Source organism: Streptomyces sp. NBC_00377, assembly GCF_036075115.1.
Taxonomy (GTDB): domain Bacteria; phylum Actinomycetota; class Actinomycetes; order Streptomycetales; family Streptomycetaceae; genus Streptomyces.
The window spans coordinates 920,497-942,651 of sequence record NZ_CP107958.1 but is presented as its reverse complement, the minus strand read 5'-3'; the positions used below and the strand labels follow the sequence as shown (position 1 = coordinate 942,651).

15 protein-coding genes are annotated in these 22,155 nt (G+C 73.9%); 8 read left to right on the top strand and 7 right to left on the bottom strand.

Annotated features, from left to right (window positions below; translation table 11 throughout):
• Position 1 precedes the first annotated feature (1 nt).
• On the bottom strand, positions 2–562 hold the full coding sequence (locus OHS71_RS04255; protein ID WP_328476938.1) for a (2Fe-2S)-binding protein: 561 nt from the start codon (positions 560–562) through the stop codon (positions 2–4).
• Between the two features lie 111 nt (positions 563–673).
• Positions 674–1,834, bottom strand: coding sequence for a hypothetical protein (locus OHS71_RS04250; protein WP_328476936.1), 1,161 nt, complete (start codon positions 1,832–1,834; stop codon positions 674–676).
• Positions 1,835–2,556: 722 nt separating this feature from the next.
• On the opposite strand from OHS71_RS04250, the gene OHS71_RS04245 reads away from it, so the two are divergent.
• The 3 genes from OHS71_RS04245 to OHS71_RS04235 all read left to right on the top strand — a co-directional run bounded on the left by OHS71_RS04245 (position 2,557) and on the right by OHS71_RS04235 (position 8,392).
• Positions 2,557–4,665 carry a glycoside hydrolase family 36 protein gene (locus OHS71_RS04245; protein WP_328476934.1) on the top strand — a complete coding sequence of 703 codons (2,109 nt, stop codon included), beginning with the start codon at positions 2,557–2,559 and terminating at the stop codon, positions 4,663–4,665.
• Positions 4,666–4,999: 334 nt separating this feature from the next.
• A complete protein-coding gene (locus tag OHS71_RS04240; RefSeq protein ID WP_328476932.1) occupies positions 5,000–5,485 on the top strand; it encodes a roadblock/LC7 domain-containing protein in 486 nt (161 codons plus the stop codon).
• A gap of 1,245 nt (positions 5,486–6,730) precedes the next feature.
• Positions 6,731–8,392, top strand: a complete 1,662-nt coding sequence (locus OHS71_RS04235) for a serine/threonine-protein kinase (protein WP_328476930.1) — start codon at positions 6,731–6,733, stop codon at positions 8,390–8,392.
• Positions 8,393–8,479: 87 nt separating this feature from the next.
• Here OHS71_RS04235 and OHS71_RS04230 read toward each other — a convergent pair whose 3' ends face one another.
• From OHS71_RS04230 to OHS71_RS04220, 3 genes are all read right to left on the bottom strand, one after another.
• Positions 8,480–9,844 (bottom strand): FAD-dependent oxidoreductase, encoded by a 1,365-nt coding sequence (locus OHS71_RS04230; protein WP_328476928.1) that lies wholly within the window; start codon positions 9,842–9,844, stop codon positions 8,480–8,482.
• A gap of 132 nt (positions 9,845–9,976) precedes the next feature.
• A complete protein-coding gene (locus OHS71_RS04225) occupies positions 9,977–12,673 on the bottom strand; it encodes a SpoIIE family protein phosphatase (protein WP_328476926.1) in 2,697 nt (898 codons plus the stop codon).
• Between the two features lie 437 nt (positions 12,674–13,110).
• Positions 13,111–15,843: a SpoIIE family protein phosphatase gene (locus OHS71_RS04220; protein WP_328476924.1), complete on the bottom strand. Its 2,733-nt coding sequence runs from the start codon at positions 15,841–15,843 to the stop codon at positions 13,111–13,113.
• 119 nt (positions 15,844–15,962) lie between these two features.
• Between OHS71_RS04220 and OHS71_RS04215 the strand changes: the two genes are divergently transcribed.
• Positions 15,963–16,808: a DUF72 domain-containing protein gene (locus OHS71_RS04215; protein WP_328476922.1), complete on the top strand. Its 846-nt coding sequence runs from the start codon at positions 15,963–15,965 to the stop codon at positions 16,806–16,808.
• 161 nt (positions 16,809–16,969) lie between these two features.
• Here OHS71_RS04215 and OHS71_RS04210 read toward each other — a convergent pair whose 3' ends face one another.
• Positions 16,970–17,629 (bottom strand): lipoprotein, encoded by a 660-nt coding sequence (locus OHS71_RS04210; RefSeq protein ID WP_328476920.1) that lies wholly within the window; start codon positions 17,627–17,629, stop codon positions 16,970–16,972.
• 233 nt (positions 17,630–17,862) lie between these two features.
• Here OHS71_RS04210 and rpmG point away from each other — a divergent pair, with 233 nt between their 5' ends.
• From rpmG to OHS71_RS04195, 3 genes are all read left to right on the top strand, one after another.
• The gene (gene rpmG / locus OHS71_RS04205) at positions 17,863–18,027 is read left to right on the top strand and encodes a 50S ribosomal protein L33 (RefSeq protein WP_328476918.1); all 165 of its coding nucleotides are present in this window, start codon (positions 17,863–17,865) and stop codon (positions 18,025–18,027) included.
• Between the two features lie 144 nt (positions 18,028–18,171).
• Positions 18,172–18,708: a cysteine hydrolase family protein gene (locus tag OHS71_RS04200; protein ID WP_328476915.1), complete on the top strand. Its 537-nt coding sequence runs from the start codon at positions 18,172–18,174 to the stop codon at positions 18,706–18,708.
• A 164-nt stretch (positions 18,709–18,872) separates the two neighbouring features.
• The gene (locus OHS71_RS04195; protein WP_328476913.1) at positions 18,873–20,300 is read left to right on the top strand and encodes an alkaline phosphatase family protein; all 1,428 of its coding nucleotides are present in this window, start codon (positions 18,873–18,875) and stop codon (positions 20,298–20,300) included.
• Positions 20,301–20,318: 18 nt separating this feature from the next.
• Here OHS71_RS04195 and OHS71_RS04190 read toward each other — a convergent pair whose 3' ends face one another.
• Positions 20,319–20,726: a cupin domain-containing protein gene (locus OHS71_RS04190; protein WP_328476911.1), complete on the bottom strand. Its 408-nt coding sequence runs from the start codon at positions 20,724–20,726 to the stop codon at positions 20,319–20,321.
• A gap of 338 nt (positions 20,727–21,064) precedes the next feature.
• Between OHS71_RS04190 and OHS71_RS04185 the strand changes: the two genes are divergently transcribed.
• Positions 21,065–22,117, top strand: coding sequence for a hypothetical protein (locus tag OHS71_RS04185; protein ID WP_443046848.1), 1,053 nt, complete (start codon positions 21,065–21,067; stop codon positions 22,115–22,117).
• Positions 22,118–22,155: the final 38 nt, after the last annotated feature.

The following is a 22,155-nucleotide window of genomic DNA, read 5'->3' as shown; positions in this document are numbered from 1 at the left end:
GTCATGCGCGGTCCGCTCCGGTCACGTCCTCGACCGCGTCGACGATGCGGGGATAGGCGCCGCAGCGGCAGAGATTGCCGCTCAGCCGCTCGCGGATCTCGTCCCGGTCCAGTGCCACGGGCTGTCCCGAGGGCGCCGAAGGGTCCGTGACGTGCGAGGGGTGGCCCGCAGCGGCCTCGGCGAGCGCGCCGACCGCCGAGCAGATCTGTCCGGGCGTGCAGTACCCGCACTGGAAGGCGTCGCGCTCCAGGAACGCCCGCTGGAGCGGATGCGGCTCCTCGCCGTCGTCGGACAGCCCCTCGACGGTCGTGACGTCCCGGCCGTCCAGGGCGACGGCGAGCAGCAGACAGCTGTTGACGCGCCGGCCGTCGACGAGGACCGTGCACGCGCCGCACTGACCGTGGTCGCATCCCTTCTTGGCTCCGGTGAGGTCCAGGTCCTCCCGCAGTACGTCCAGCAGCACCCGCCGGTGGTCGACGGTCAGGGTGTGCGGCTTGCCGTTGACGCGCAGAGTGGTGCCGGAGCGGTGGGGCGCCGACCGGGGGCCGTGCTCGCTGCCCATGTCCTGGTCCCTTCCGGGGCGGTCCGTGGTGCCGTGGGGACCGCGTATCCCGTGCGGGGCACATGACACATCCGGGCGCGGGGCAATTCGGTGCGGATGCCCGCCGGCCGTCTAGCGGTCGGTCGCCTCGAGTTCCTCGTCGCCTGACGTGCCGGTCGTGCCGATGCCCCGGTCCCGTTCCGGCGACTCGCGCGAAACGGTCGAGGGAGCCGGTGCCGGCGGGCGCAGGCCCTTGGTCGTCTCCTTGAAGCGCTCCAGGGTCCGGCCCCACTGCTGGAACGGCGATCCGCCCTTCCTGGCCGGCGCCTGCCGCGGCTCCCCGGCCTCGGCCGCCGCCTCCCGGTACGCGGCCAGCGCCTCGTGGGCATGCTCGGCGGCCTCCCGGTACAGGTCCCGGGACTCCGTCATCGCCTCCAGCGCCCCCTTGTACATCGCCACGAGCTCGCGTTCCCTCGCGAGCTCCTCCTCCAGGGTCAGCAGCTGCCACTCCTCCCGCAGCACGGTGAGCGCGGCATCGGCGCCCTCCGGCAGCGGCCCGGTCAGGGCGGCGAAACGCCGTACCGCGTCCAGCAGCTCGGTGGGGTGCGTGCCGTCCAGGAACACGCTGCGCACCGAGAAGTCGGCGGCGTCGTAGCCGGCCGGAGCGGGAGCGCCGGGCAGCACCAGCCCGCCGCCGCGCGGCACCTCCACCCCGGCCTCCTTGAGCGCCCAGTTCACGGTGCGCAGCTGGTGCGGGGCCGCGCGGTGCTCGATGACCCGGTGGTGCAGACCGGGCGGCAGCAGCGGGACCAGCGACCGCCGGCCCCGCTCGTCGGGCGTCATGGCCTCATGGACGACGAGGTGGACGGTCCAGGTGTCCCGCAGGGCGGCCCGCAGTGAGCGCCGCAGCTCCTTCTCGTCCGCCGGCAGCGGATTGGCGGCGACGAAGCGCTCACCGGTGACGGTCTCCTGGCCCCACGGGGTCTCCGCCTCCCAGGGCCAGAACATGGCGGCGGGCGACGGCCACCGCAGGTCCCACGGCCGCTCCGCCTCCGCCGTCAGCGTCCACTCCTGGCCAGGGCCCGACCACTCGGCGAGCCGCAGCCGGGCGCGGACGGTGACCTCCTCGTCGACCAGCCACCGGGCTTCGAAGGCCGATTCCCCCTCGGGGGTGTCGGCGTCGGGCAGCTCCATGAAGTCCTGGACGCTCCCGGCGTCCTTGAGTGCCTGAAGGTGCTTGCGCAGGACGTCCGGCGCGGTGGGGCCGGTGTGACGGCCACGGGTCTGCCACACCGTGGAGGGCGTCGTGGGCGGAACGGTCGCGGCGATGTGCGTGAGTCCATTCGTGAGGGCGGGTGACGACGTGACGACGACGTGCGAAGGCCAGTATCGCTCTCCGCGCGGCGTGTGCGATCAGACGGGTCGCGGCGCGGCACCCGGAGGCGTCCCGCCGGGATGCGCCTTCCCCGGCGGGCACCATGTCACGCGTCCGGATCCGGCCCGCGGGGCGGCGCGAAGGCGCGCCGGGCGTCCGGGGTGTGCGCCGCTCGTACGGGGTGTGCGCCGTTCACCACGGCAGGCGCCCCCGCACGCATGGGCCCACCGCCGGCTCGGACCGGAGAATCGACACCATGCGGACAGGACTCGCCCACCATCCGCGTAGGGGCGGGCCCTGTCCGCGCGTCGCCGTCTCCGCGCGCTGTCGTCCGTGATCGCTCCGGACCCGGCGCCGGCCCGCCCCGGCGTCCCGGTTCCTGCCGGACGAGGCGGGGGCGGCGGCGCCGGCCGGTCCCAGGGCGTTGCGGCGGCCTCAAGGACATGGCGAGATTGTGCGGCCGATCGCCGGCGTGCGAGGATTGTGAGCGGTCACAACTCGTCGGGAGGTCGTCACCGGTGCCGGAGGCCGGCGGCGCTGCCGTACCCGCCACCGCCGACGAGCGGCATCCGCGGTTCGGCACGACGTGAGCGACGTGAATCACCGCACGGCCGAACCGTCCCGGAAGGGGAACTTTTCGTTGACCACTGCCGTAGTGGAGAGGTCCCGCATCTGGTCGAGCCCGGAACTCGGGCTGCACGCCTTCGTCGACGCCACCGGTTCGGTGCGGCTGGGCAGACCCGACCAGGACTGGGCCCGCCTGGTCCCCCTCGTGGAGGTCACCGCCACCGGCCACGGGCGCCTGTGGTCGGGGGAACGCTTCATCGAGACGGCCATCGGCGACCGCCTGGCCCTCCGCGACCACGAGACGGTCCAGGAGAAGGGCGGGGAGCGGACCACGATCCGGCTGGCCGACCCCGTGACCGGCCTCGCCGCCGACGTCACACTCGAGACGGGCCCCGGCCCGGCGGATACCGGGACCGGCTTTCTGCGGGCCCGGGTGCGGCTGGCCAATGAGGGCGGCGCACCGATCCGGCTGGAGAGCGTGACCACCCTGACCCTCGGTGGCATGACCGGCGCAGACGGCTCCCCGGACGGCCTCACCCTGCACTGGGCGGACAACGAGTGGCTCGCCGAATGCCGGTGGCGACAGGCCCCCTTCCGTGACCGGGTCGTCCCGCTGAGCCGGTCCGCGCACGGCCACGAGGGCCGCGGCTGTTTCGCACGGTACTCCCAGGGAAGCTGGTCGACCGGCCGCCACCTCCCGGTGGCCGGCCTCACCGACCGGGGCGGCCGCGCCTGGCTGTGGCAGATCGAGTCCAGCGCCGGCTGGCGCTTCGAGACCGGTGAGCGCGAGGGCGCCGCCTATGTGGCCCTGTTCGGCCCCGACGACGCCCACCACCAGTGGCACCACACACTCGCCCCCGGCCAGGAGTTCACCACCGTGCCCGCCGTGCTCGTCCGGACCGAGACGGGCGGCCTGGACGCGGCCTTCGGGGTGCTCACGGACCACCGCCGGAGCATCCGCCGCGACCACCCCGACCTGCGCGCCCTGCCGGTGATCTACAACGACTACATGAACACCCTCATGGGTGACCCGACCACGGAGAAGCTGCTGCCCCTCGTCGAGTCCGCGGGGGCGGCCGGCGCCGAGGTCTTCGTCGTCGACGCGGGCTGGTACGACGACGACGCCCAGGGCTGGTGGGACTCCGTCGGCGCCTGGGAGGCCGCCCCCCACCGCTTCCCCGGTGGCATCCAGGAGGTCCTGGACGCCATCCGACGGCATGGCATGACCCCGGGACTCTGGCTCGAACCCGAGGTCGTCGGCGTCCGCAGCCCGCTGGCCCGCACCCTGCCCGAGGAGGCGTTCTTCCGGCGCGGCGGCCTGCGTGTCACCGAGCACGGCCGGCACCACCTGGACCTGCGCCATCCGGCCGCCCGCGCCCACCTCGACGAGGTCGTGGACCGGCTGGTCGGCGAGTGGGGCGTCGGCTACCTGAAGCTCGACTACAACATCAACATCGGCCCCGGCACGGAGAACGGCCACGAAAGCCCGGGTGCCGGACTGCTCGGGCATCACCGTGCGCACCTCGACTGGATGGCCTCGCTCCTCGACCGGCACCCCCGTCTCGTCCTGGAGAACTGCGGGTCGGGCGGCCTGCGCATGGACTACGCACAACTGGCCGTCGCGCAGCTCCAGTCCACCAGCGACCAGCAGGACCCGCTGCGCTACCCGCCGATCGCCGCCTCGGCCGCGGCCGCCGTGACACCCGAGCAGGCCGCGGTGTGGGCGTACCCGCAGCCGGATCACAGCCTCGACCGGATCGCCTTCACACTCACCGGGGCGCTCCTCGGCCGCGTCCACCTCTCGGGCTTCCTCGACCGTATGAGCGACGAACAGTTCGCCCTCGTGTGCTCGGCGATCCGCGTGTACAAGGACATCCGCCCGTCGATCGCCACCGCTCACCCCTTCTGGCCGCTCGGGCTGCCGACGTGGGAGGACGCCTGGATCGCGCACGGGCTCCGGGGCCGGGGGGCCACGTTGCTGACGGTATGGCGCAGGGGACCGGGCAGCGCGAGCCGCACGCTCCCCCTGCCCCGTCTGCGGGGTGTTCCCCTCGTACCGGAGGTGCTCCACTCCGGCCCGTCCGGTGCCGGCGCCCGGTGGGACGCGGCGGAGGGAATCCTCACCGTCTCCCTGCCCCGCCCCGACACCGCCGTCCTGCTCCGGCTGGACGACGCCCGCTGAGGCTGTGTGCGGGGGAGAGAAGGGGGGCGGGCCCGCCGTACGGGCCCGCCCCCCTTCGTCGACCGGCAGGACCGCACCCGAGATCCGTGTGACCTCCGGATCGCCGGGGGGCGCGGCCGGTGCGCTCGGGCCGTCAGGTCGGTGATCGCCCGCTCGCGGCGCTTCCGCCCGGACACGTTGCGCGCCGGGGTTGTGCCTGGCATGTTCCAAGGGAAAGTGCCGAAGGAGTCGCTTCCGGCCGCCGACTTCCGTAGCCTCAGAGGCACCTGAACCACCGCGCGCCGCACCGCACTTGATCCGCGTCAGTCGTCAACGCGCCGAAGGGACAACGGTCATGGCCGTCGAGGCCGAGGTTCTGTACGAACTGCACCGGTTGCGTCTGCGTGTGCCGGAGTTGACGGGGGCGTTGGCGGCCGGGGCCGACGGCCTCGTCCTCGCCCAGGACATGCCGGACGTGCAGCCGGAAGGGCTGGCCGCGCTCACCGCGGCCGCGCTCGGCGTCGGGCGCCGGATGGTCGACCTCGCGGCCCGCGGCGAGTTCCGTGAACTCCTGGTGCGCGGGGCCGGCGGATACCTCACGGCCTACGCGGCCGGGCCGTCCGCCGTCCTGACGTTGCTCGCCGACGACAGGATCGACATAGGCCGCCTGCACCGGGAGGGGCGGCGCAGCGGCGCACGCATCGCCGAACTGGTGGCGGGGCGGTCGCCGGAGGGCCCGCCCGTCGTCCGGCACGACGAGCCGCCCGCGGCGCAGCCCCGGGGCCGGATCTTCGGCACCCTGCCTGTGCGGATCCCGCCGCAGTCCCGTTACGAATTCTGACGGAGCCCGGCGGCCGGGCCGCGCCGGGCCGGCTAGGCACTGCCGTCCCCTCTCCGACGGAATCCGGCGGGCCGGCCGTGACGGGCCCGAGCGGGAGTCCTGGTTCCAGGGCACCGTTCTGATCCGTCCGGAGGGCGTCCGGCAGCCGGCCGTGCGAGCTCCGCGCCGTGGGTCTCGTATCAGCCCTCACGGAGTCCGGCGGTCCGGTGGTCCGCCGTGACGGGCCCGCGCTGCGGAGCCGGACGCCGGTTCGGGGGGAGACGTGCGGCGTCGGGTCCGTCGCCGTATCGCTTACCCGCAAACGCTGTTGCGGGAGCCGCTACCACCCTGTGGTCCTGCCGCGCCGTCCGCCGGCCCCGCGCCGTCGCCCGCCCGTGCGTTCCGGGCCCGCGCCGGCGCCCGACGAGGGCGCGCTGAACCCGCCCGGGACGAGTCTCGGCGGTCCCACGGTCGGCGTCCCCGGCCCGGACGGAGTCGGCCGGCCGGCGCCCGGGCCCCCGGCCGAACCGGGACCCGGTCCCGAACCGGAAGCGGGGTTCGAGCCCGCGTCCGTTCCCGTGCCCCGGCCGGTGCCAGGACCCCTTCTCGCAGCCGTGTCGGTGTCCTCGCCCCTCCCCGCCCCTGCCTCCGTCCCCGTGTCTGTCGGCGTGACCGGGGCCCGGGGCGCCGGCGGAGCCGACCGGTTCAGCACGCGCGCGTGGGGCAGCAACGCGGCGCAGGCGGCGCAGACTTCGCTGAGCGTCCATACCTGGCCGACGGCCGGGTCGTGCCGGAGCACGAGGACGACCGTGCCCGCGCAGGCGACCCGGGTGCCCTCGTGCAGCGCGCACTGCTGACGACGGCACGAGCAGGAGGCGTCGTGATGCACGGCCGCCGCTCTGGCGTGCGCGGCCGCGTGGGCCTCCGCGAAGCGGCGCAGGGCCGGGATGTCCCGGGAGCGCGGCGGCATCACGCAGGTCGAGGAGCAGGTGACCGAAGCGGTGCGGTCCCGGTGCCCGACCACACGGATCGTCCAGCAGCGGCCCGGACGGCGGGCTGAGGGGGCGTCAGGGTGCATAAGAGCCAAAGCACATGTCCTTCGCGGGGGAGGGCGATGAGCGAGTGGGGAGCGGTCCGGGAACGGTTCCGGCACGGCCCGGCGGAAGTGACCTCGCTCACAGCATGCCCGTGGCTCCTGCGGACCATTCCCGCTGCCTGCTCCGGTCGGCACATCGGCTGTCGGCCCGTACGCCTAAGCTCCCCTCCATGAGCACAGCGGAACCTCACAGACGCGTCGTCGACGGCCGTTTCGAGCTGGTCGGGAGACTGGGCGGCGGAGGCATGGGCCTGGTGTGGCGCGCCCACGACCTGGCACTGCATCGGGACGTGGCCGTGAAAGAGGTGCGGCCGCCGGACCCGGACCTGGCCGAGTACGACCCCGAGGGCGCCCGCATGCTGCGCGAGCGCGTCCTGCGGGAGGCCCGCGCGCTGGCGCGCGTCCACCACCCCAACGTCGTCACGATCCATCACATCGTCGACGGCGGCGAGAACACGTACCCGTGGATCGTGATGGAACTGGTCGAGGGCGGTTCCCTCCAGGACCGGCTCGACCGGGGCGCGATGGATCCGGTCGAGGCCGCCCGGCTGGGCCGCGAGGTGCTGTCCGCGCTGCGCGCCGCGCACGCCGTCGGCATCGAGCACCGCGACGTGAAACCCGCCAACGTCCTGCTGCGTCCCGACGGGCGGCCCGTGCTCACCGACTTCGGTATCGCCGCGGTCCGGGAGGCCACCAGTCTCACCGCCACCGGCGCGGTCATCGGTTCGCCCGACTTCATGGCGCCGGAACGGGTCAGCGGCAAGGAGGGCGGTCCCGCCGCCGACCTCTGGTCGCTGGCGATGCTGCTGTACGTCGCCGTGGAGGGGCACCATCCGCTGCGCCGGGCGAGCACGCTCGCCACCCTTGCGGCCGTCCTCGGCGAGGACGTGCCCGAGCCGCGCAGGGCCGGACCGCTGACCGGTGTCCTCGGGGCGCTGCTGGTCCGTGACCCGCGGGCGCGCCCCGACGCCGCCGACGTCGACCGGATGCTCGCGGCCGTGACCGCGGCCGGGGACACGCCGGATCCGTCGGTCCGCGCGTCGGCGCCGGTGACGGCGCCGGTCCAGGACGCCCCGCCGACCTCCTATCCGCTGGCTCCGCCGGAGATCGCCCACGTCACCCCGGCCCTGCCGTACACCGGGGCCCGGCCCCGCGAGCGGCGTCGGCGCGGTGCGATCGTCGTGGGAGCCGTCGTCGGCACGACCCTGATGGGCGTCCTCATGTGGACGCTGCTCCCGCACACGACCGACGACGGCAACGGCGGCGCGGCCGGGTCGGACCCGTCCGTGTCGGCGTCGGTGTCGGCGTTCGCTTCGACGAGCGCCCGGGCGGGGTCCTCGGGCGGCTCGTCCGGCGACGTCGCCGCCGCGACGAAGGTGGACCTGCTCACCGCGGACGGCATCAGGACGGCCGTGGCGAAGCTGACCACCGCCATGGGCGGGGCGAAGGTCAGCAGCCTCGTCGTGTACGGCGAGTACGCCATCGCCGAGGGCATCGTCGCCGGACATCCCAAGCTCTACGACCGGTACGTCTACCGGGGCGGGGACGTGGCGGTGAAGGACGGCCCCGGCGGCAGTGTCATGAACGGCACCATCCCCGTCGACCTGGACGTCTACGACTGGGACGCCGTGCCCGCGCTGCTCGCCCGGGCCACGAAGACCCTGGGCGTTCCCCGGCCGACGAGCCGCTATCTGGTGATCAACCCGGGTTCCTCGGTCTTCGACTCCGGGCCGACGATGAGCGTCTACCTGTCGGACGACTACGGAAGCGCCTACCTGCGGGCCGATGTGCATGCCCGGGTGATCCAGACCTACCCGCGCGACGACGGCTGAGCGCGACCGGGGACGGGGTTCGGATGCCTGGTCGTGGCCGTGCCGAGCGGTCCGACGCCGGCCTCCGAACCCCCGTGCGCCCGGGCCTTACGCGCCGCTCTCGCGCAGCATGTCCTCGCGCTCGACGATCTTCACGCGCTCGCGGCCCTGCGGCTCACCCAGCGCCTTCTCGGCGGCGTCCAGCTTGTACCAGCCCTCCCAGGTGGTGAAGCGGACCTCGCGCTCGGCGAGGAAGGCGTCCACGGCCTGCGGGTCGGGGGAGACAGGCGTGTGCAGACGGCCGTTCGCGTGGTCGGCCAGCAGGTTCGACACCGTTTCGTTGGCGTCGCCCTTGGTGTGGCCGATCAGACCGACCGGGCCGCGCCGGATCCAGCCGGTGACGTACGTGGACTGTAGGTGCTCGCCGGACTCCTCGATGACGCGCCCGCCCTCGTCCGGGACGGTGCCGGACTCGAGGTCCCACGGCAGCTTGGGAAGCTTGTCGGAGAGGTAGCCGACGGCGCGGTAGACGGCCGTGACGTCCCAGTCCTTGAACTCGCCGGTGCCCTTGACGTTACCGGTGCCGTCGAGGGCGGTGCGCTCGGTGCGCAGACCGACGACCTTGCCGTCCTCGCCGAGGATCTCGGCCGGCGACTCGAAGAAGTGCAGGAACAGCTTGTGCGGGCGGTCGCCGACATCGCGGATCGCCCAGTTCTCCAGCGTCTTGGCCACCATGTCGGCCTGCTTGTTGCCGCGCCGCGTCGCGATGGAGCCCTCGTCGTAGTCGATGTCCTCGGGGTCGACGATGACCTCGATGGTGGGGGAGTGGTCCAGCTCCCGCAGCTCCATCGGGGAGAACTTCGCCTGCGCCGGGCCACGGCGGCCGAAGACGTGGATCTCCAGCGCCTTGTTTGCCTTGAGGCCCTCGTGGACGTTGGCCGGGATCTCTGTCGGCAGCAGCTCGTCCGCCGTCTTCGCCAGCACACGGGCCACGTCGAGGGCGACGTTGCCGACGCCCAGGACCGCGACCTTCTCCGCCTCCAGCGGCCAGGTGCGCGGGACGTCCGGGTGACCGTCGTACCAGGAGACGAAGTCCGCGGCGCCGTAGGAGCCGTCGAGCTCGATGCCGGGGATCGACATCTCACGGTCGGCCGTCGCGCCGGTCGAGAAGATCACGGCGTCGTAGAAGGCGCGCAGGTCGTCCAGGCTGATGTCGGTCGGGTAGTCGACGTTGCCGAAGAGGCGGATCTGCGGCTTGTCGAGGACCTGGTGCAGGGCGTTGACGATGCCCTTGATCCGGGGGTGGTCCGGGGCGACGCCGTAGCGGATCAGGCCGAACGGGGCCGGCATGCGCTCGAAGAGGTCGATGGAGACACCCGGGCCGGCGGCCACATCGGACTTGAGCAGCGCGTCGGCGGCGTAGATCCCGGCGGGGCCGGCTCCGACTATGGCTACCCGCAGGGGGCGGGGCATGATCAGGTTCCCTTCGAGTGGCGACAGATCGACTCGGGGGAAGCCTAAACTAAGGCAAACCTTACCCGGTACACGGGTCCGGTCTATGGACTCATAAGCATCATTTATGAGTGGAGGGGCGGCCGACTCGCCTCAGGGCAGCGGCTGTTCGGCCCAGATCACCTTCCCCTTGGGGGTGTAGCGGGTGCCCCAGCGCTCGGTCAGCTGCGCCACCAGGAACAGCCCGCGGCCGCCCTCGTCGGTCATCGCCGCGTGCCGCAGGTGCGGTGAGGTGCTGCTGCCGTCGGAGACCTCGCAGATCAGGGTGCGGTCGCGCAGCAGACGGACACCCACGGGGCCGCTGCCGTAGCGGATCGCGTTGGTGACCAGTTCGCTCAGGATCAGTTCCGTCGTGAACGACAGATCGTCCAGATCCCAGCGGGCCAGCTGCCGCGCCACCGCCGACCGCACCTCGCCGACCGCCGCCGGGTCCACCGGCACGTCCCACTCGGCGACCCGGTCGGCGCCCAGCGCCCGGGTCCGCGCGACGATCAGCGCGATGTCGTCGTTCGGGCGGGGCGGCAGCAGGGCGTCCAGGACGGCCTGGCAGATCGCCTCGGGCGGGCCCTCGGCACTGTGCCCCAGGGCAGCGCGCAGCAGCTCAAGACCGGTGTCGATGTCCCGTTCCCGGTCCTCCACCAGCCCGTCGGTGTACAGCACCAGCGAGCTGCCCTCGGCCAGCTCCAGCTCGACCGTCTCGAACGGCAGCCCGCCCAGCCCCAGCGGGAGTCCGGCCGGCACCTCGAGGTACTCCACCCGGCCGTCGGGATGCACCAGCGCCGGCGGCGGATGACCCGCCCGGGCGATCGTGCAGCGCCGGGAGACCGGGTCGTAGATGGCGTACAGACAGGTCGCCCCGGAGACGGGCGCGTCGGTGCCGTCGTCCGCCTCGTCCTGGTCGATGCGGGCCACCAGCTCGTCCAGCAGCCCCAGCAGTTCCTCCGGGGCCAGGTCCAGGGCGGAGAAGTTGTGCACCGCGGTGCGCAGCCGCCCCATGGTGGCCGCCGCGTGCAGCCCGTGGCCCACCACGTCGCCCACCACGAGGGCGACCCGGGACCCTGACAGGGGCAGCACGTCGAACCAGTCACCGCCCACGCCCGCCTGCGCGGGCAGATAGCGGTAGGCGATGTCCAGGGCGTTCTGCTCGGGCAGGGTGCGCGGCAGCAGGCTGCGCTGCAAGGTGACCGCCATGCCGTGCTCGCGGGTGAAGCGGCGCGCGTTGTCGATGGAGATCGCGGCCCGCGCCACCAGCTCCTCCGCGAGCACCACCTCGTCCGGGTCGAACGGATCGGGCCGCTCCGAACGCCAGAAGCTGACCACGCCCAGGATCAGGGCGCCGGCCCGCACGGGCACGGTGATCAGCGAGTGGATGCCGAACTCCACGATCTGCTCGGTACGTTCGAGGTCCTGGGCCCGCCAGCCCGGCGCCCGGGAGAGATGGGTCTCCAGGACCGCCCGGGCGTCGCCCAGACTGCGGGCCTGCGGGCTGGAGTCCACGAACCGGATCCGCTCACCCACCGTGTAGAGCGGTGCGCCCTTGCGGATCGCGCTCACCGCCGTGCGCCGCAGCGCGCCGCGCGCCTCCGGTTCCTCGCCGTCCAGGACGGCGTCGAAGAGGTCCACGGTCGCGAAGTCCGCGAACCTCGGCACGGCCAGCTCGGCCAGCTCCTCGGCGGTCCGTGCGACATCCAGGCTGGTCCCGATGCCCACCCCGGCCGCGTACAGCATGTCCAGACGCTCACGGGCCGCCTCCGCCCGGCCCGACAGGGCCCGCAGCTCCGTGGAGTCGCGCAGGGTGGCGACGCTGCCCGCCGGTCCGCCCGCCAGGTCGGTGGGCCGCTGGTTGATCGCCAGCAGCCGCTCCCCGACGAGGTGCACCTCGTCGGTGACCATCCGCCCGGAGGCCAGCAGTTCGGCGGTGTCCCGGTCGAGTCCCAGCTCGAGGACCTGGCGCCGCTCGGCGTCCGGCGGGAGGTCCAGCAGGCGCTGCGCCTCGTCGTTGGCGAGCAGCAGGTCCCCCTCCCCGCCGACGATGATCACGCCTTCCCGCACGGCGTGCAGGACCGCGTCGTGGTGCTCGTACATCCGGGTCATCTCGCGCGGCCCCAGGCCATGGGTCTGGCGCAGCAGGCGGCGGCTGACCAGCGCCGTGCTCGCGGTGGCCAGGGCGAGGGCCACCGCGGCGCTGCCGAGGACGAGCGGCAGCTGGCGGTCGGCGTTGCCGCCGACGTGTGCCGTGGTGATGCCGGACGACACCAGCCCGACCACGCTGCCGTCGGCCGACTTCACCGGCACCACGGCCTGCACCAGCCGACCGATGGTCCCGTCCACCTCCTCGACCACGACCCCGCCGTCCAGCGCGGGCTGGATGTTCCCGACGAACTTCTTGCCGATGCGGTCCGGCTTGGGGTGGGTGTAGCGGATGCCCTCGGTGTTCATGACGACGATGAAGTCCATGTCGGACGCCTCGCGGGCGGCCTCGGCCTTCGGCTGGAGCACGGCCGTCGGGTTCGGGCTGTTCAGGGCCTCGACGATGCCCGGCGAGTTGGCGAAGGTCTGCGCGACCGCCAGGGAGCGGTTGCGGGCCTCCTGGGTGGTGTCGTGCCGCACCTGGAGCAGCAGTGCCACCACGGCGGCCACGACCAGCAGCAGCACGATGACCACCTGGAGCACGAACACTTGCGCTGCGAGACTGCGCCCGCCCAGGGCGGACTCGGGCGGGCGCCGGACCCGCGGGCCCCGGGGACGACGGGCCGGCCGGGCGTCCGAGCGCCCCAGGAGTCGGACCATGTGCCATGTCTACACTGCCGGGCCGCGCGAGGCGAGGGGCGTCACCCACCGTCACGGCCGTGGCGTGGGTGTGCGCCGGAGGCGGCCTTCGCCGCGGCCCGGCGTGCGGCCGGCGGCCGGGCGATGCCGTCCGGGCGCCCCGTGGCCTGCCGGGCCGTCGCCGTCAGCCGGTCGGCGGCCTCGGTGGGGGGACGGGCGGGAGGGCGGCCGGAACGTGCCCGGCAGCACGATGACCGGCCGCGGGGGACGGCTCGGGCCGTGAACTCGCCCGACTGAGACCGGAGTCGCGCACCGGCACGTCCTCGGCTCTCGGCCCGCGAACCCGTGGCCCCGTCCGCCCGCGCGCGCCGTCGGCCACCCGAACCGGCAGACGAGAGCCGTCGGACGGCCCCGGTGGCTCGTGCGACGCCGACGGTGGCGGTGGCGGTGGCGGGAAGTCACGCACCGTCACGGCCGTGGCGTGGGTGTTCGCCGGAGGCGGTGTCCGCCGCGGGCCGGCGCGTGGCCAGCAGGAGGGCGATGTCGTCCGCCCGGTCCGCGGCCTGCCGGGCCGTGGCCGTGAGCCGGTCCGCGACCGCCGCCAGGGGAGGGTGGGCAGGCCCGCCGGAACGCGGCCCGGCGGCCCCGCCTCCGGCCGGGGAAGGGGTGGTGCCGGAACCCGCCCCGGCCGGGTTCCGGGACGGTCCGGTGACGTCCCTGAGGGACAGGCCGTGAGAGCCGCCGGACCGCGGCCCGTAGGCGCCGTCCGCGGGAGGCCCGGGGCGGCCGCCGGCTTCGGCGAGGGCGCGGAGCAGTGCCGCGATGCCGTCGTCGATGTCCTCGCCGGGCCGTTCGACCAGCCCGTCCGTGTAGAGGGCGAGGATCGCGCCGGGCTCCAGCCGCAGCTCCGTCACCGGGTAGTGGGCGCGCGGGTCGACCCCGAGCACCACGCCGCCGGGCAGGTCCACGGCCTCGGTTCGGCCGTCGGGGTGGCGAAGCAGCGGCGGCAGGTGCCCGGCGCGCACCGCCCGGGCCACACCGGTGACGGGGTCGAGCCGCACGTAACAGCAACTGGCGAACTGGCCGGGATCCAGGTCGATGAGGAGGTGGTTCGTGCCGCCCATCACCTCCTCGGGCGGCCGGTCGCCCAGCGCGAACGCCCGCACCGCGCTGCGCAGCTGCCCCATGGTGGCCGCCGCCTGCACCCCGTGCCCCTGTACGTCCCCGATGACCAGGGCCAGCCCGTCCCCGGCCTCCACGACGTCGTACCAGTCGCCGCCCACGTCCATGCCCTCGGTGCCCGGCAGATAGCGCCCGGCGGTCTCCACGCGCGCGTGCTGCGACAGCCGCCGGGGGAGGAGGGCCTGCTGGAGTCCTCGGGCGAGGGCTGCCTCGGTGTCGTAGCGCTGGGCCTTCTCCATCGCGTGGGCGATCAGCCCGGCGAGGGCGGTCAGGACCGTGCGTTCCTCGGAGCCGAAGCTGCGCGAGCGGTCGAAGCCGAGGATGCACGAGCCGACGGGGCGGCCCGAGGCGATCAGCGGCAGGAAGGCGCGGGCGCCCTCCGACGCGTCCAGGGCGATGCCCGGATAGGCGGCGGCCAGCTGCTGCATCGAGTCGAAGAAGAGCGGCCGGCCCGTGGTGAGGGTCTCCACACCGGGCAGCCGGGCGTCGAGAGCCACCCCTTCGAAGGGACTCAGGAAGCCGTCCGGGAATCCGGACTCCCACGCCAGGTAGAGGTGCCGCTCCTGGAGCAGGTAGATGGCGAGCCGACGGCCGCCGAACGCGGGCAGCAGCTCGCGCATCACCACCGCCGAGACCTGGCGGGCGGTCACGGCCTCCGTCAGCGCGATGGCCAGGACGATGGGCCGGTAGAGCGGAGCGGTCGAGGCGGCGGTGTCGGGTGCGCCCGGATCCGTCTGCGAGGGCTCGGGGGGTGTGCCGTCCGGCACCCGGTTCGCCGGAACCGCCGTGCAGGTGACGAGATCGGCGCCCGGATACAGGGAGATGTGCAGCCAGTCGCCCTCGTACGGCCGGGGGTCGGGGGAAGGGCCGGTGGTGAGGGGATGCCGCACATGGAAGTGCGCGGGGGCCGGCGACAGCAGGGCGCCGCGCAGATGTTCCTCGCACGTGGGCTGGTTCAGCCAGGGCACGGCCTCCCACAGAGACCGGCCGACCAGCCGGTCCCGCGGGACGCCCAGGAGGTGCCCGGCCCGCGCGTTGGCGTACACGACGAGCCCCAGCCGGTCGAGACAGAACACCCCCTCCGGGAGGAGGTCGGCGGCTCCGTCGGCGAGGGCGCCCGGGCCCGGGTCGAGGAGGACGCCGGCGATGGGGCGGGGCGCCGCGGCGGACCCGGGGGGATCCGGCGGCCGGGTCTCCGGGCCGGTCGCCTCCCACAGCTCGAGGAGCCGCAGGCCGCCCTCGGTGGTGCGCACCTGGACCGGCAGCGGCGGGGGCCGGCCCCGGGCCGTCCGGTGCAGCAGGCCGGGAAGCCGGTGGGCGTCCGTCGGGTCGACGGCCCGGGCCAGGGCGTCCAGCGTGCCCGGAGACCCGCCGGTCGGCAGCCCGAGCAGGACGCGGGCCTGCTCGTCGAGCGTGACGACATCGGTCGTGGGATCCCACGCGAACCGCCCGACGCGCCCCGGAGCCGGTCCCGCGGCGGGCGGCCGTACGCAGACCGGATCCCCGTCCCAGGTGACGTCCCCGCCGTCCGCGTCCAGCCGCAGCAGGGCCGCTCCCAGGGCGTCGGCGACGGCCGCCAGCTGCTCACGCTCCTCCTGCACCTCCGCCGCGTCGGCCACCGCCGGGCGCAGGATCGCCAGCACCCCGAAGGACCGCCCCTGCGCGACGACGGGCACATAGAGAGAGCCGAACTGGAAGGGCAGGCCCGCCGCGAGCTGCGGGTAGTGGCGCATCGTCTCCGTGGCGTTCGCGAGCACCACCGGGACGCCCGTCCGGTGCACGTCGGCCACCGGGAACGGCCGGTCCGCGATCACCCGCCACCAGGGGCGGAACAGCGGTCCGGGCAGCCCCGAGAGGACCGCGAGGCGCATCAGCCCGGGCGTGGCCGAGCACAGGTACACGCCACCGATGCGGCCGCCCGTCGCCCGCAGCGCGTCCGCCACGGCCCCGGTCAGCAGTGCGGGCGGCGGCCCGGACGGCTTCCGCTCGCTTCCGGCGCTCCCAGTCATCAGGTCCTACCTCGTCCGTGCGCCGCAGCTAGGGCGACACAGCAAGAATGCGCCACACCCGACCGGATGTGCATCCGCGCGACGGGAAAGATCGGCTCCCGTCGGGGTAACCGCACGCCATGGGCGAGATTCTGGTGGGCGCGTGCTCGTGGACGGACCGGGCCCTGGTGTCCAGCGGCTGGTACCCGACCGGGCGGCGCGACGCGGAGGGACGGTTACGCCACTACGCCGAACGCTTCCCGGTCGTCGAGGTCGACTCCACCTATTACGCGCTGCCCGTCGAGCGCACCAGCGGACTGTGGGCGCAGCGCACGCCCGACGGCTTCGTCTTCGACGTGAAGGCGTTCTCCCTCCTGACCGGCCACCCCACCCGGCCCGCCGTGCTGCCACCCGGGCTGCCCGACGACATCCGTGGCCCCAAGGCCCTGGACGAGGTGTGGCGGAGGTTCACCGACGGGATCCGGCCGTTACGGGACACGGGGCGACTGGGCGCCGTCCTCTTCCAGTTCCCGCCGTGGTTTTGCCCCGGCACGCGGGCGGACGCGTTCCTCGCCCAGTGCGCCGAGCGCACCGCCGGGTGGCCGGTCTGCGTCGAGTTCAGGCACCCGGACTGGTGGCGGGGCGAGCAGGAGGAGGCGACCGCCGGCCTGCTGCGCTCCCACGGCTTCGCGGCCGTCGCCGTCGACATGCGGCAGTCCCTGCCGTCCGCCGTGCCTCCCGTCACGCCTGTCTCCTGCGAGCGGCTGGCGGTCGTCCGTCTGCACGGCCGCAGCCCCGCCTGGGGCACCGGCAGCAAGGAGGACCGCTTCCGGCACGAGTACACCGACGGTGAGCTGCGCGAGTGGGTGCCCAGGGTGCGGGCGCTCGCCGGGCGGGCCGAGCGGGTGCACGTGCTGTTCAACACCTGCTGCGGCGACTCCGCCGTACGCGCCGCCGAGCGGATGCGCGACCTGCTCGCCCACTGAACGGCGTCGTCGCGGCCGGCCGGTACCGGCGCGACGAGCGGTTTGCCGGCGGACGACGGCTCACGGACACGGGTGCGCCGCACGGGGGCCGCACCCGCCCCGGGCGCGGCACACCTGCGCGTACGCCCGCCTCGGGGTCGGCCGACCCGAGCCGTCCCCGGTCAGCCGGTGGCGTGCAGCGTGCTCTTGGCCAGCTCGTACGCCGGGAGCATCGCCTCGTGCTCCGCGGTGTCCATTCCGCCCAGGTGCAGGACGACGGGACCCTCGGCCGTGGTGACGGCGAGCGCGTGCTCCTTCTTCGACTCCTCGAGGAGTTTGCTCGTGGTGACGTACTCGACCTCGGCGCCGGTGACGTCGCCGGCCTCGAACGTGCCGTACTTCGCTCCGCTCGCCTCCTTCTCGGCGGCCACGAAGCCCTCCAGCACGGCCCGCGCGTCGGCGGCGCCCGGCTTGCCCGTCCACACCCGCAGGAACCCGATCTTCCCCGCGGGCTTGGCGTCGACCTCGCAGGCCATGGTGACGGGGCCCTGGCGGAGGAACGCGCCGGCCAGGTCGGCCAGGTCGCCGGTCGCGGTGGTCGCCTCCCCGGCGTCGACGGCCTCGGCCTTCCAGAACTCGGCGATGTCGAAGGTGACGGGAAGTTCGCAGGCGGATCCCCGGGCCCCGACGGACCCGCCGCGCTGGGCGACCTTCGCGGTCGTCTTCGCCGACGCCCCCGACGCGTCCGGGCCGGCGTCCTCGGCCGCGCATCCGGTCATCAGCCCCGCCACGAGGGCAGCCAGCGTCAGCCCCTGCCCCACGTTCCCCACCCCAAAGCGCACCGCTCTGTCTCCTCTCGGTACCGGCGCGATACCGGCGGAGCACTGTAACCGAGGGGGTCGTGCCCCCCGCCACCGAGATTTCGTCCGCCGGGCCGCCCGCGCCGCCAGGATGCGCCGCCCGGTGCGCCGGAGGGCCGGGCGAGCCGGGGAATGCGCGGGCCCGGCCCTCTGTTGCAGCCCCTGACCGACAAGCAGCGTTCAGTAGGTGCGAGTCGGTGTGAGAGGAGGCCCCCATGGCCCGCAGTACAGCGCGCCCCGTCATCACGCTGAGGTCCACCGCCGGTACCGGTGTCACCTATGTGACGCGCAAGAACCGCCGCAACGACGCCGACCGGCTGGTCCTGCGCAAGTACGACCCCGTGGCCGGGCAGCACGTCGCCTTCCGGGAGACACGCTGAGCCGGACGCCGGCCCTGCGGGGCTGAGCGACGACGGCCCTGAGGCGGGAGAGCGGCCGGGTTCCCGAAGGGGAGCCCGGCCGCTCTCTCGTGCGGACGAGTGATGTGCCGTCATATTCCCGCCGCGCTGGGAACCCATAGCCGCATGAGCAAGACCGCGCTGATCGTCATCGACATGATCAACACGTACGACCACCCGGACGCCGACCTGCTTGTGCCGTCGGCCCGGAAGACGGTCCCGGTGATCGCCGGTCTCCTCGACCGGGCCCGCCGTGCCGGTGTGCCCGTCATCCACGTCAACGACAACTTCGGCCAGTGGCGCTCCCACCACGGCGAACTCCTCGACACGGCCCTCGCCGGCGCGCACGCCGAACTCGTCGAGCCGCTGCTGCCCGACGACGACTCCCTCTTCGTCCTGAAGGCACGCCACTCGATCTTCTTCGAGACCCCCTTGTCCTACCTGCTCCACCAGGAGGGCATCGGTCACATCGTGCTGTGCGGACAGGTCACCGAGCAGTGTGTCCTGTACTCGGCCCTCGACGCCCACATCCGCCACATCGACGTGACCGTCCCCCGGGACGCCGTCGCCCACATCCACGCCGATCTCGCGAACGCGGCCCTGACGATGATGGAGCGCAACATGGGCGCGCGGGTGTGCGACAGCGGGGAGCTGTGGTCCTGAGCGGCGCGGCGCGTCACACCGTCTGACGGGCGGTCGGCACGGCGCCGCCTCCACCGGTCTCCGCGTTCCCGGCCCGGGCGGAGAACGAGCGGTGCCCCGCTTCGCGCGGGGCGCGGGCCGGTGCCTTCCTCCGCTTCCTCCGCTCACCAAGGGGCACACCACACATGGCCGAGTTGACCCGTCGCCGACTCCTGGGCTCGACCGCGGGCGCGCTGGGGGCCGCCGCGGCCCTCTCCCTCCTCCCGCCGAGCGTGCAGAAGGCGGTCGCGGCCGGGCCGTCCCGCCGCGGCTCACTCGCCGACGTCGAACACGTCGTCCTGCTGATGCAGGAGAACCGCTCCTTCGACCACTACTTCGGCACCCTGTCCGGCGTTCGCGGCTTCGCCGACCCCGACGCGCTCACCCTCGACACCGGACGTTCGGTCTTCTACCAGCCCGACACCGGCAACCCCGCGGGCTACCTGCTGCCCTTCCACCTGGACACCCGCACCTCCAGCGCCCAGTCCATCCCGTCCACGAGCCACGCCTGGGCGGTGCAGCACGAGGCGTGGAACGGGGGCCGGATGGACCGCTGGCTGCCGGCCCACCGCAATGCCGACGGCGCCGACGCCCCGTACGTCATGGGGTACTACACGCGCCAGGACATCCCGTTCCAGTTCGCCCTCGCCGAGACCTTCACCGTCTGCGACCACTACTTCAGCTCGGTCCTCGGCCCCACCTGGCCCAACCGTCTGATGTGGATGACCGGCACCATCGACCCCGAGGGCGCCCACGGGGGGCCGGTCGTCCGCAACTCCGCCCCGACACCGTTCAGCTGGACGACGTACGCCGAACGGCTCCAGGCGGCCGGGGTCGACTGGAAGGTGTACCAGCAGGAGGACGACTACGGCTGCAACCTGCTGGAGCAGTTCGCCGCGTTCCGCGACGCGCTTCCCGGCTCCGAGCTGTACGAACGGGGCGTACGGCCGCAGCCCGAGGGCGCCTTCGAGGACGACGCCCGGGCCGACCGGCTGCCGACCGTGTCCTGGCTCGTGCCGCCCGGGCGCCAGTCGGAGCACCCGGACTATCTGCCGGCGGCGGGCGCGGCCTTCGTCGCCTCGAAGATCGAGGCGATCGCCTCCGATCCCAAGGTCTGGCGCAAGACCGCGTTCATCCTCAACTACGACGAGAACGACGGACTGTTCGACCATGTTCCGCCGCCGTCCCCGCCCGTCGACACGCCCGGCGAGTTCGTCGCCGGGCTGCCGATCGGCGGCGGCTTCCGGGTACCCGCCATCGTCGTCTCGCCCTGGACCGTGGGGGGCTGGGTCGCCACGGAGCCCTTCGACCACACCTCGACGCTGCGCTTCCTGGAACGGCTCACCGGAGTCATGGAGCCCAACATCAGCAGCTGGCGGCGCGGCGCCTTCGGCGACCTCACCTCCGCCTTCCGCTTCGCCTCCACCGGTGCGCTCGCCCCGGCGCTGCCCGACGACACGCAGGAGCAGCTGCTGAAGGCGCAGGAGGACGTCGCCACGCTGCCCAGGCCGACGCTGCCGGGCGCCGAGCAGACGTTCCCGGTGCAGGAGACGGGCCCCCGGCCGCAGCGCTGAGCCCGATGCTCGCCCGCGTCAGCCGCGAGCGACCCGGTCCGGCGGTTCTGCGCGCGTAGACAATGGGCTGCCCTGCGGAAGGAAGAAGAGGGCGCAGATGCGCAGGGTTTCCGGCTCCCGGTTCTCCGCCATGTGCACGCCCTGCGGCCCCACCGGTTCGACGATGCATCCCCCCGCGGGCGTCACGCACTCGGATCCGTCAGCCAGGGTGCGGGTCAGCACGCCCGCCGTCACGACGGCGACGACCCGGCCCTCGTGGTAGTGCCAGGGCAGCGAGCGCCCCGGCGCGATCTCGTAGTCCGCCACCACGACCCTGGTGTCCTCGGGTACGGCCAGGGCGAGCCGTTCGGTGAGCAGGCCGTCGGCGAGCAGGGCCGGGAGGGGCTCGTCGGTGGGCAGGGCCCCGGCGGGCAGCGGTCGGTTCACGCGGCGGTCGTCCGGGACGGGAGGGAGCCGAGGCCGCCGGGGCCGGTCGGGCCCGCTGTGCGACGTAACCTGGCCGGGGGCATGTTCCGCTGGTCAGTGCGTTCCACAGCGGTGACACTAGCCCACTTGCGTTACACGGGCGTGACCGGGCGTCATCGGGCACACCGGTCGGGCTCCGCCCCGCCCGCCCCAGGTCCCCCGGGCCGCGCCGCCCGACCGGCGCCCGGCCGAAATGTGAGGCAGCCGGACTGCGCGTGAGTAATCCTCGCGCGCCGTCCCTGCGTCTTCCCGGGCGTGACTCGTATGGAACATCGTGCGACGCGTGTTCGGGGGAGACTGTGAGCATCCTGCGTCCGGAAGTGCAGCGGCCCCGCGAAAGCCGTGCCGGTGACGAGCCGCGCGCCGGCCGGGCGGAGGGCGGCCCCCGCGTCGCCGACCGGACCGCGGACGCGCCACGCGTCGGCCGCGCCGGGGCCCGGTCGCACGTGCGGCGTACCGAGGGCGGACCGCACGCCGGCCGGACCGAGGGGAAGCCGTCCGCCGGCCGCTCCGGTGCCGGGTCGCGCGCCGCCGACCGTACCGAGGGCGCCTCGCGGGTCGCCGGCGCAGACGGGAAGCCGCGCGTCGGCCGTACCGGAGGAGAGCCGCGCGACGGCCGTCCCGAGGGGAAGCGTCGGCATCACGTGCTCGCCCGTACCGCCGCGTTCGTCGGCCGGACGGTGCGCGGCGAGTGGTACGGCATCGTCGTCGATCCCTTGCGGGAGTTGCGCCGACGCGGGCCCGCCGCACTGCTGCTGGCCTTCGTCGCCTGCGCGGGGGTGATCTTCTTCCACGCCATCGCCCAGCACCCCGCGGGCGCGACGGCGGTACGGGTCCTCGGTGGCGTGCAGGGCGACCTGCCGCTCTGGGTCGCCCTGCTCCGCACTCCCGTGTCCTTGTACGTGCCCGCCCTCGACCTGCCGGTCTGGGCGGGCATCACCCAGCTGTTCCTCGCCTTCGCGCTGGCCGAACTCGCCCTCGGCCGTCGCCGGACCCTGCTGATCGCCTACGGATCCACCCTGGCCGGCACCCTCACCGTGCGGGTGATGCTGGCGGCGGGACCGGGCTGGTGGGGCCTCGGGCTGCCGCCCGAGGTCGGCCAGGTGCTCGACACCGGCCCGTCCGCGGCGGTCGTCGGCCTGTTCACGTATCTCTCGGTCGTCCGCCACGCCCCCGTGGTGTTCGTCCTCACCGGCGGCTCGATGGTGTGGGAGTCCATCGCCAAGCCCAACCTCGCCGGCCGCGAACACCTCGTCGCGGTGGCCGCCGCCCTCGCCATGGGCCTGATGCACGAGCGGGGGCGCCGTCGGCGCGAAGCCGCCACGAAGGTGCAGGACACGGTGCCTGTCTGAGATCTTGCTATGAATTCGTGGTGCGGTTGAACACTCCT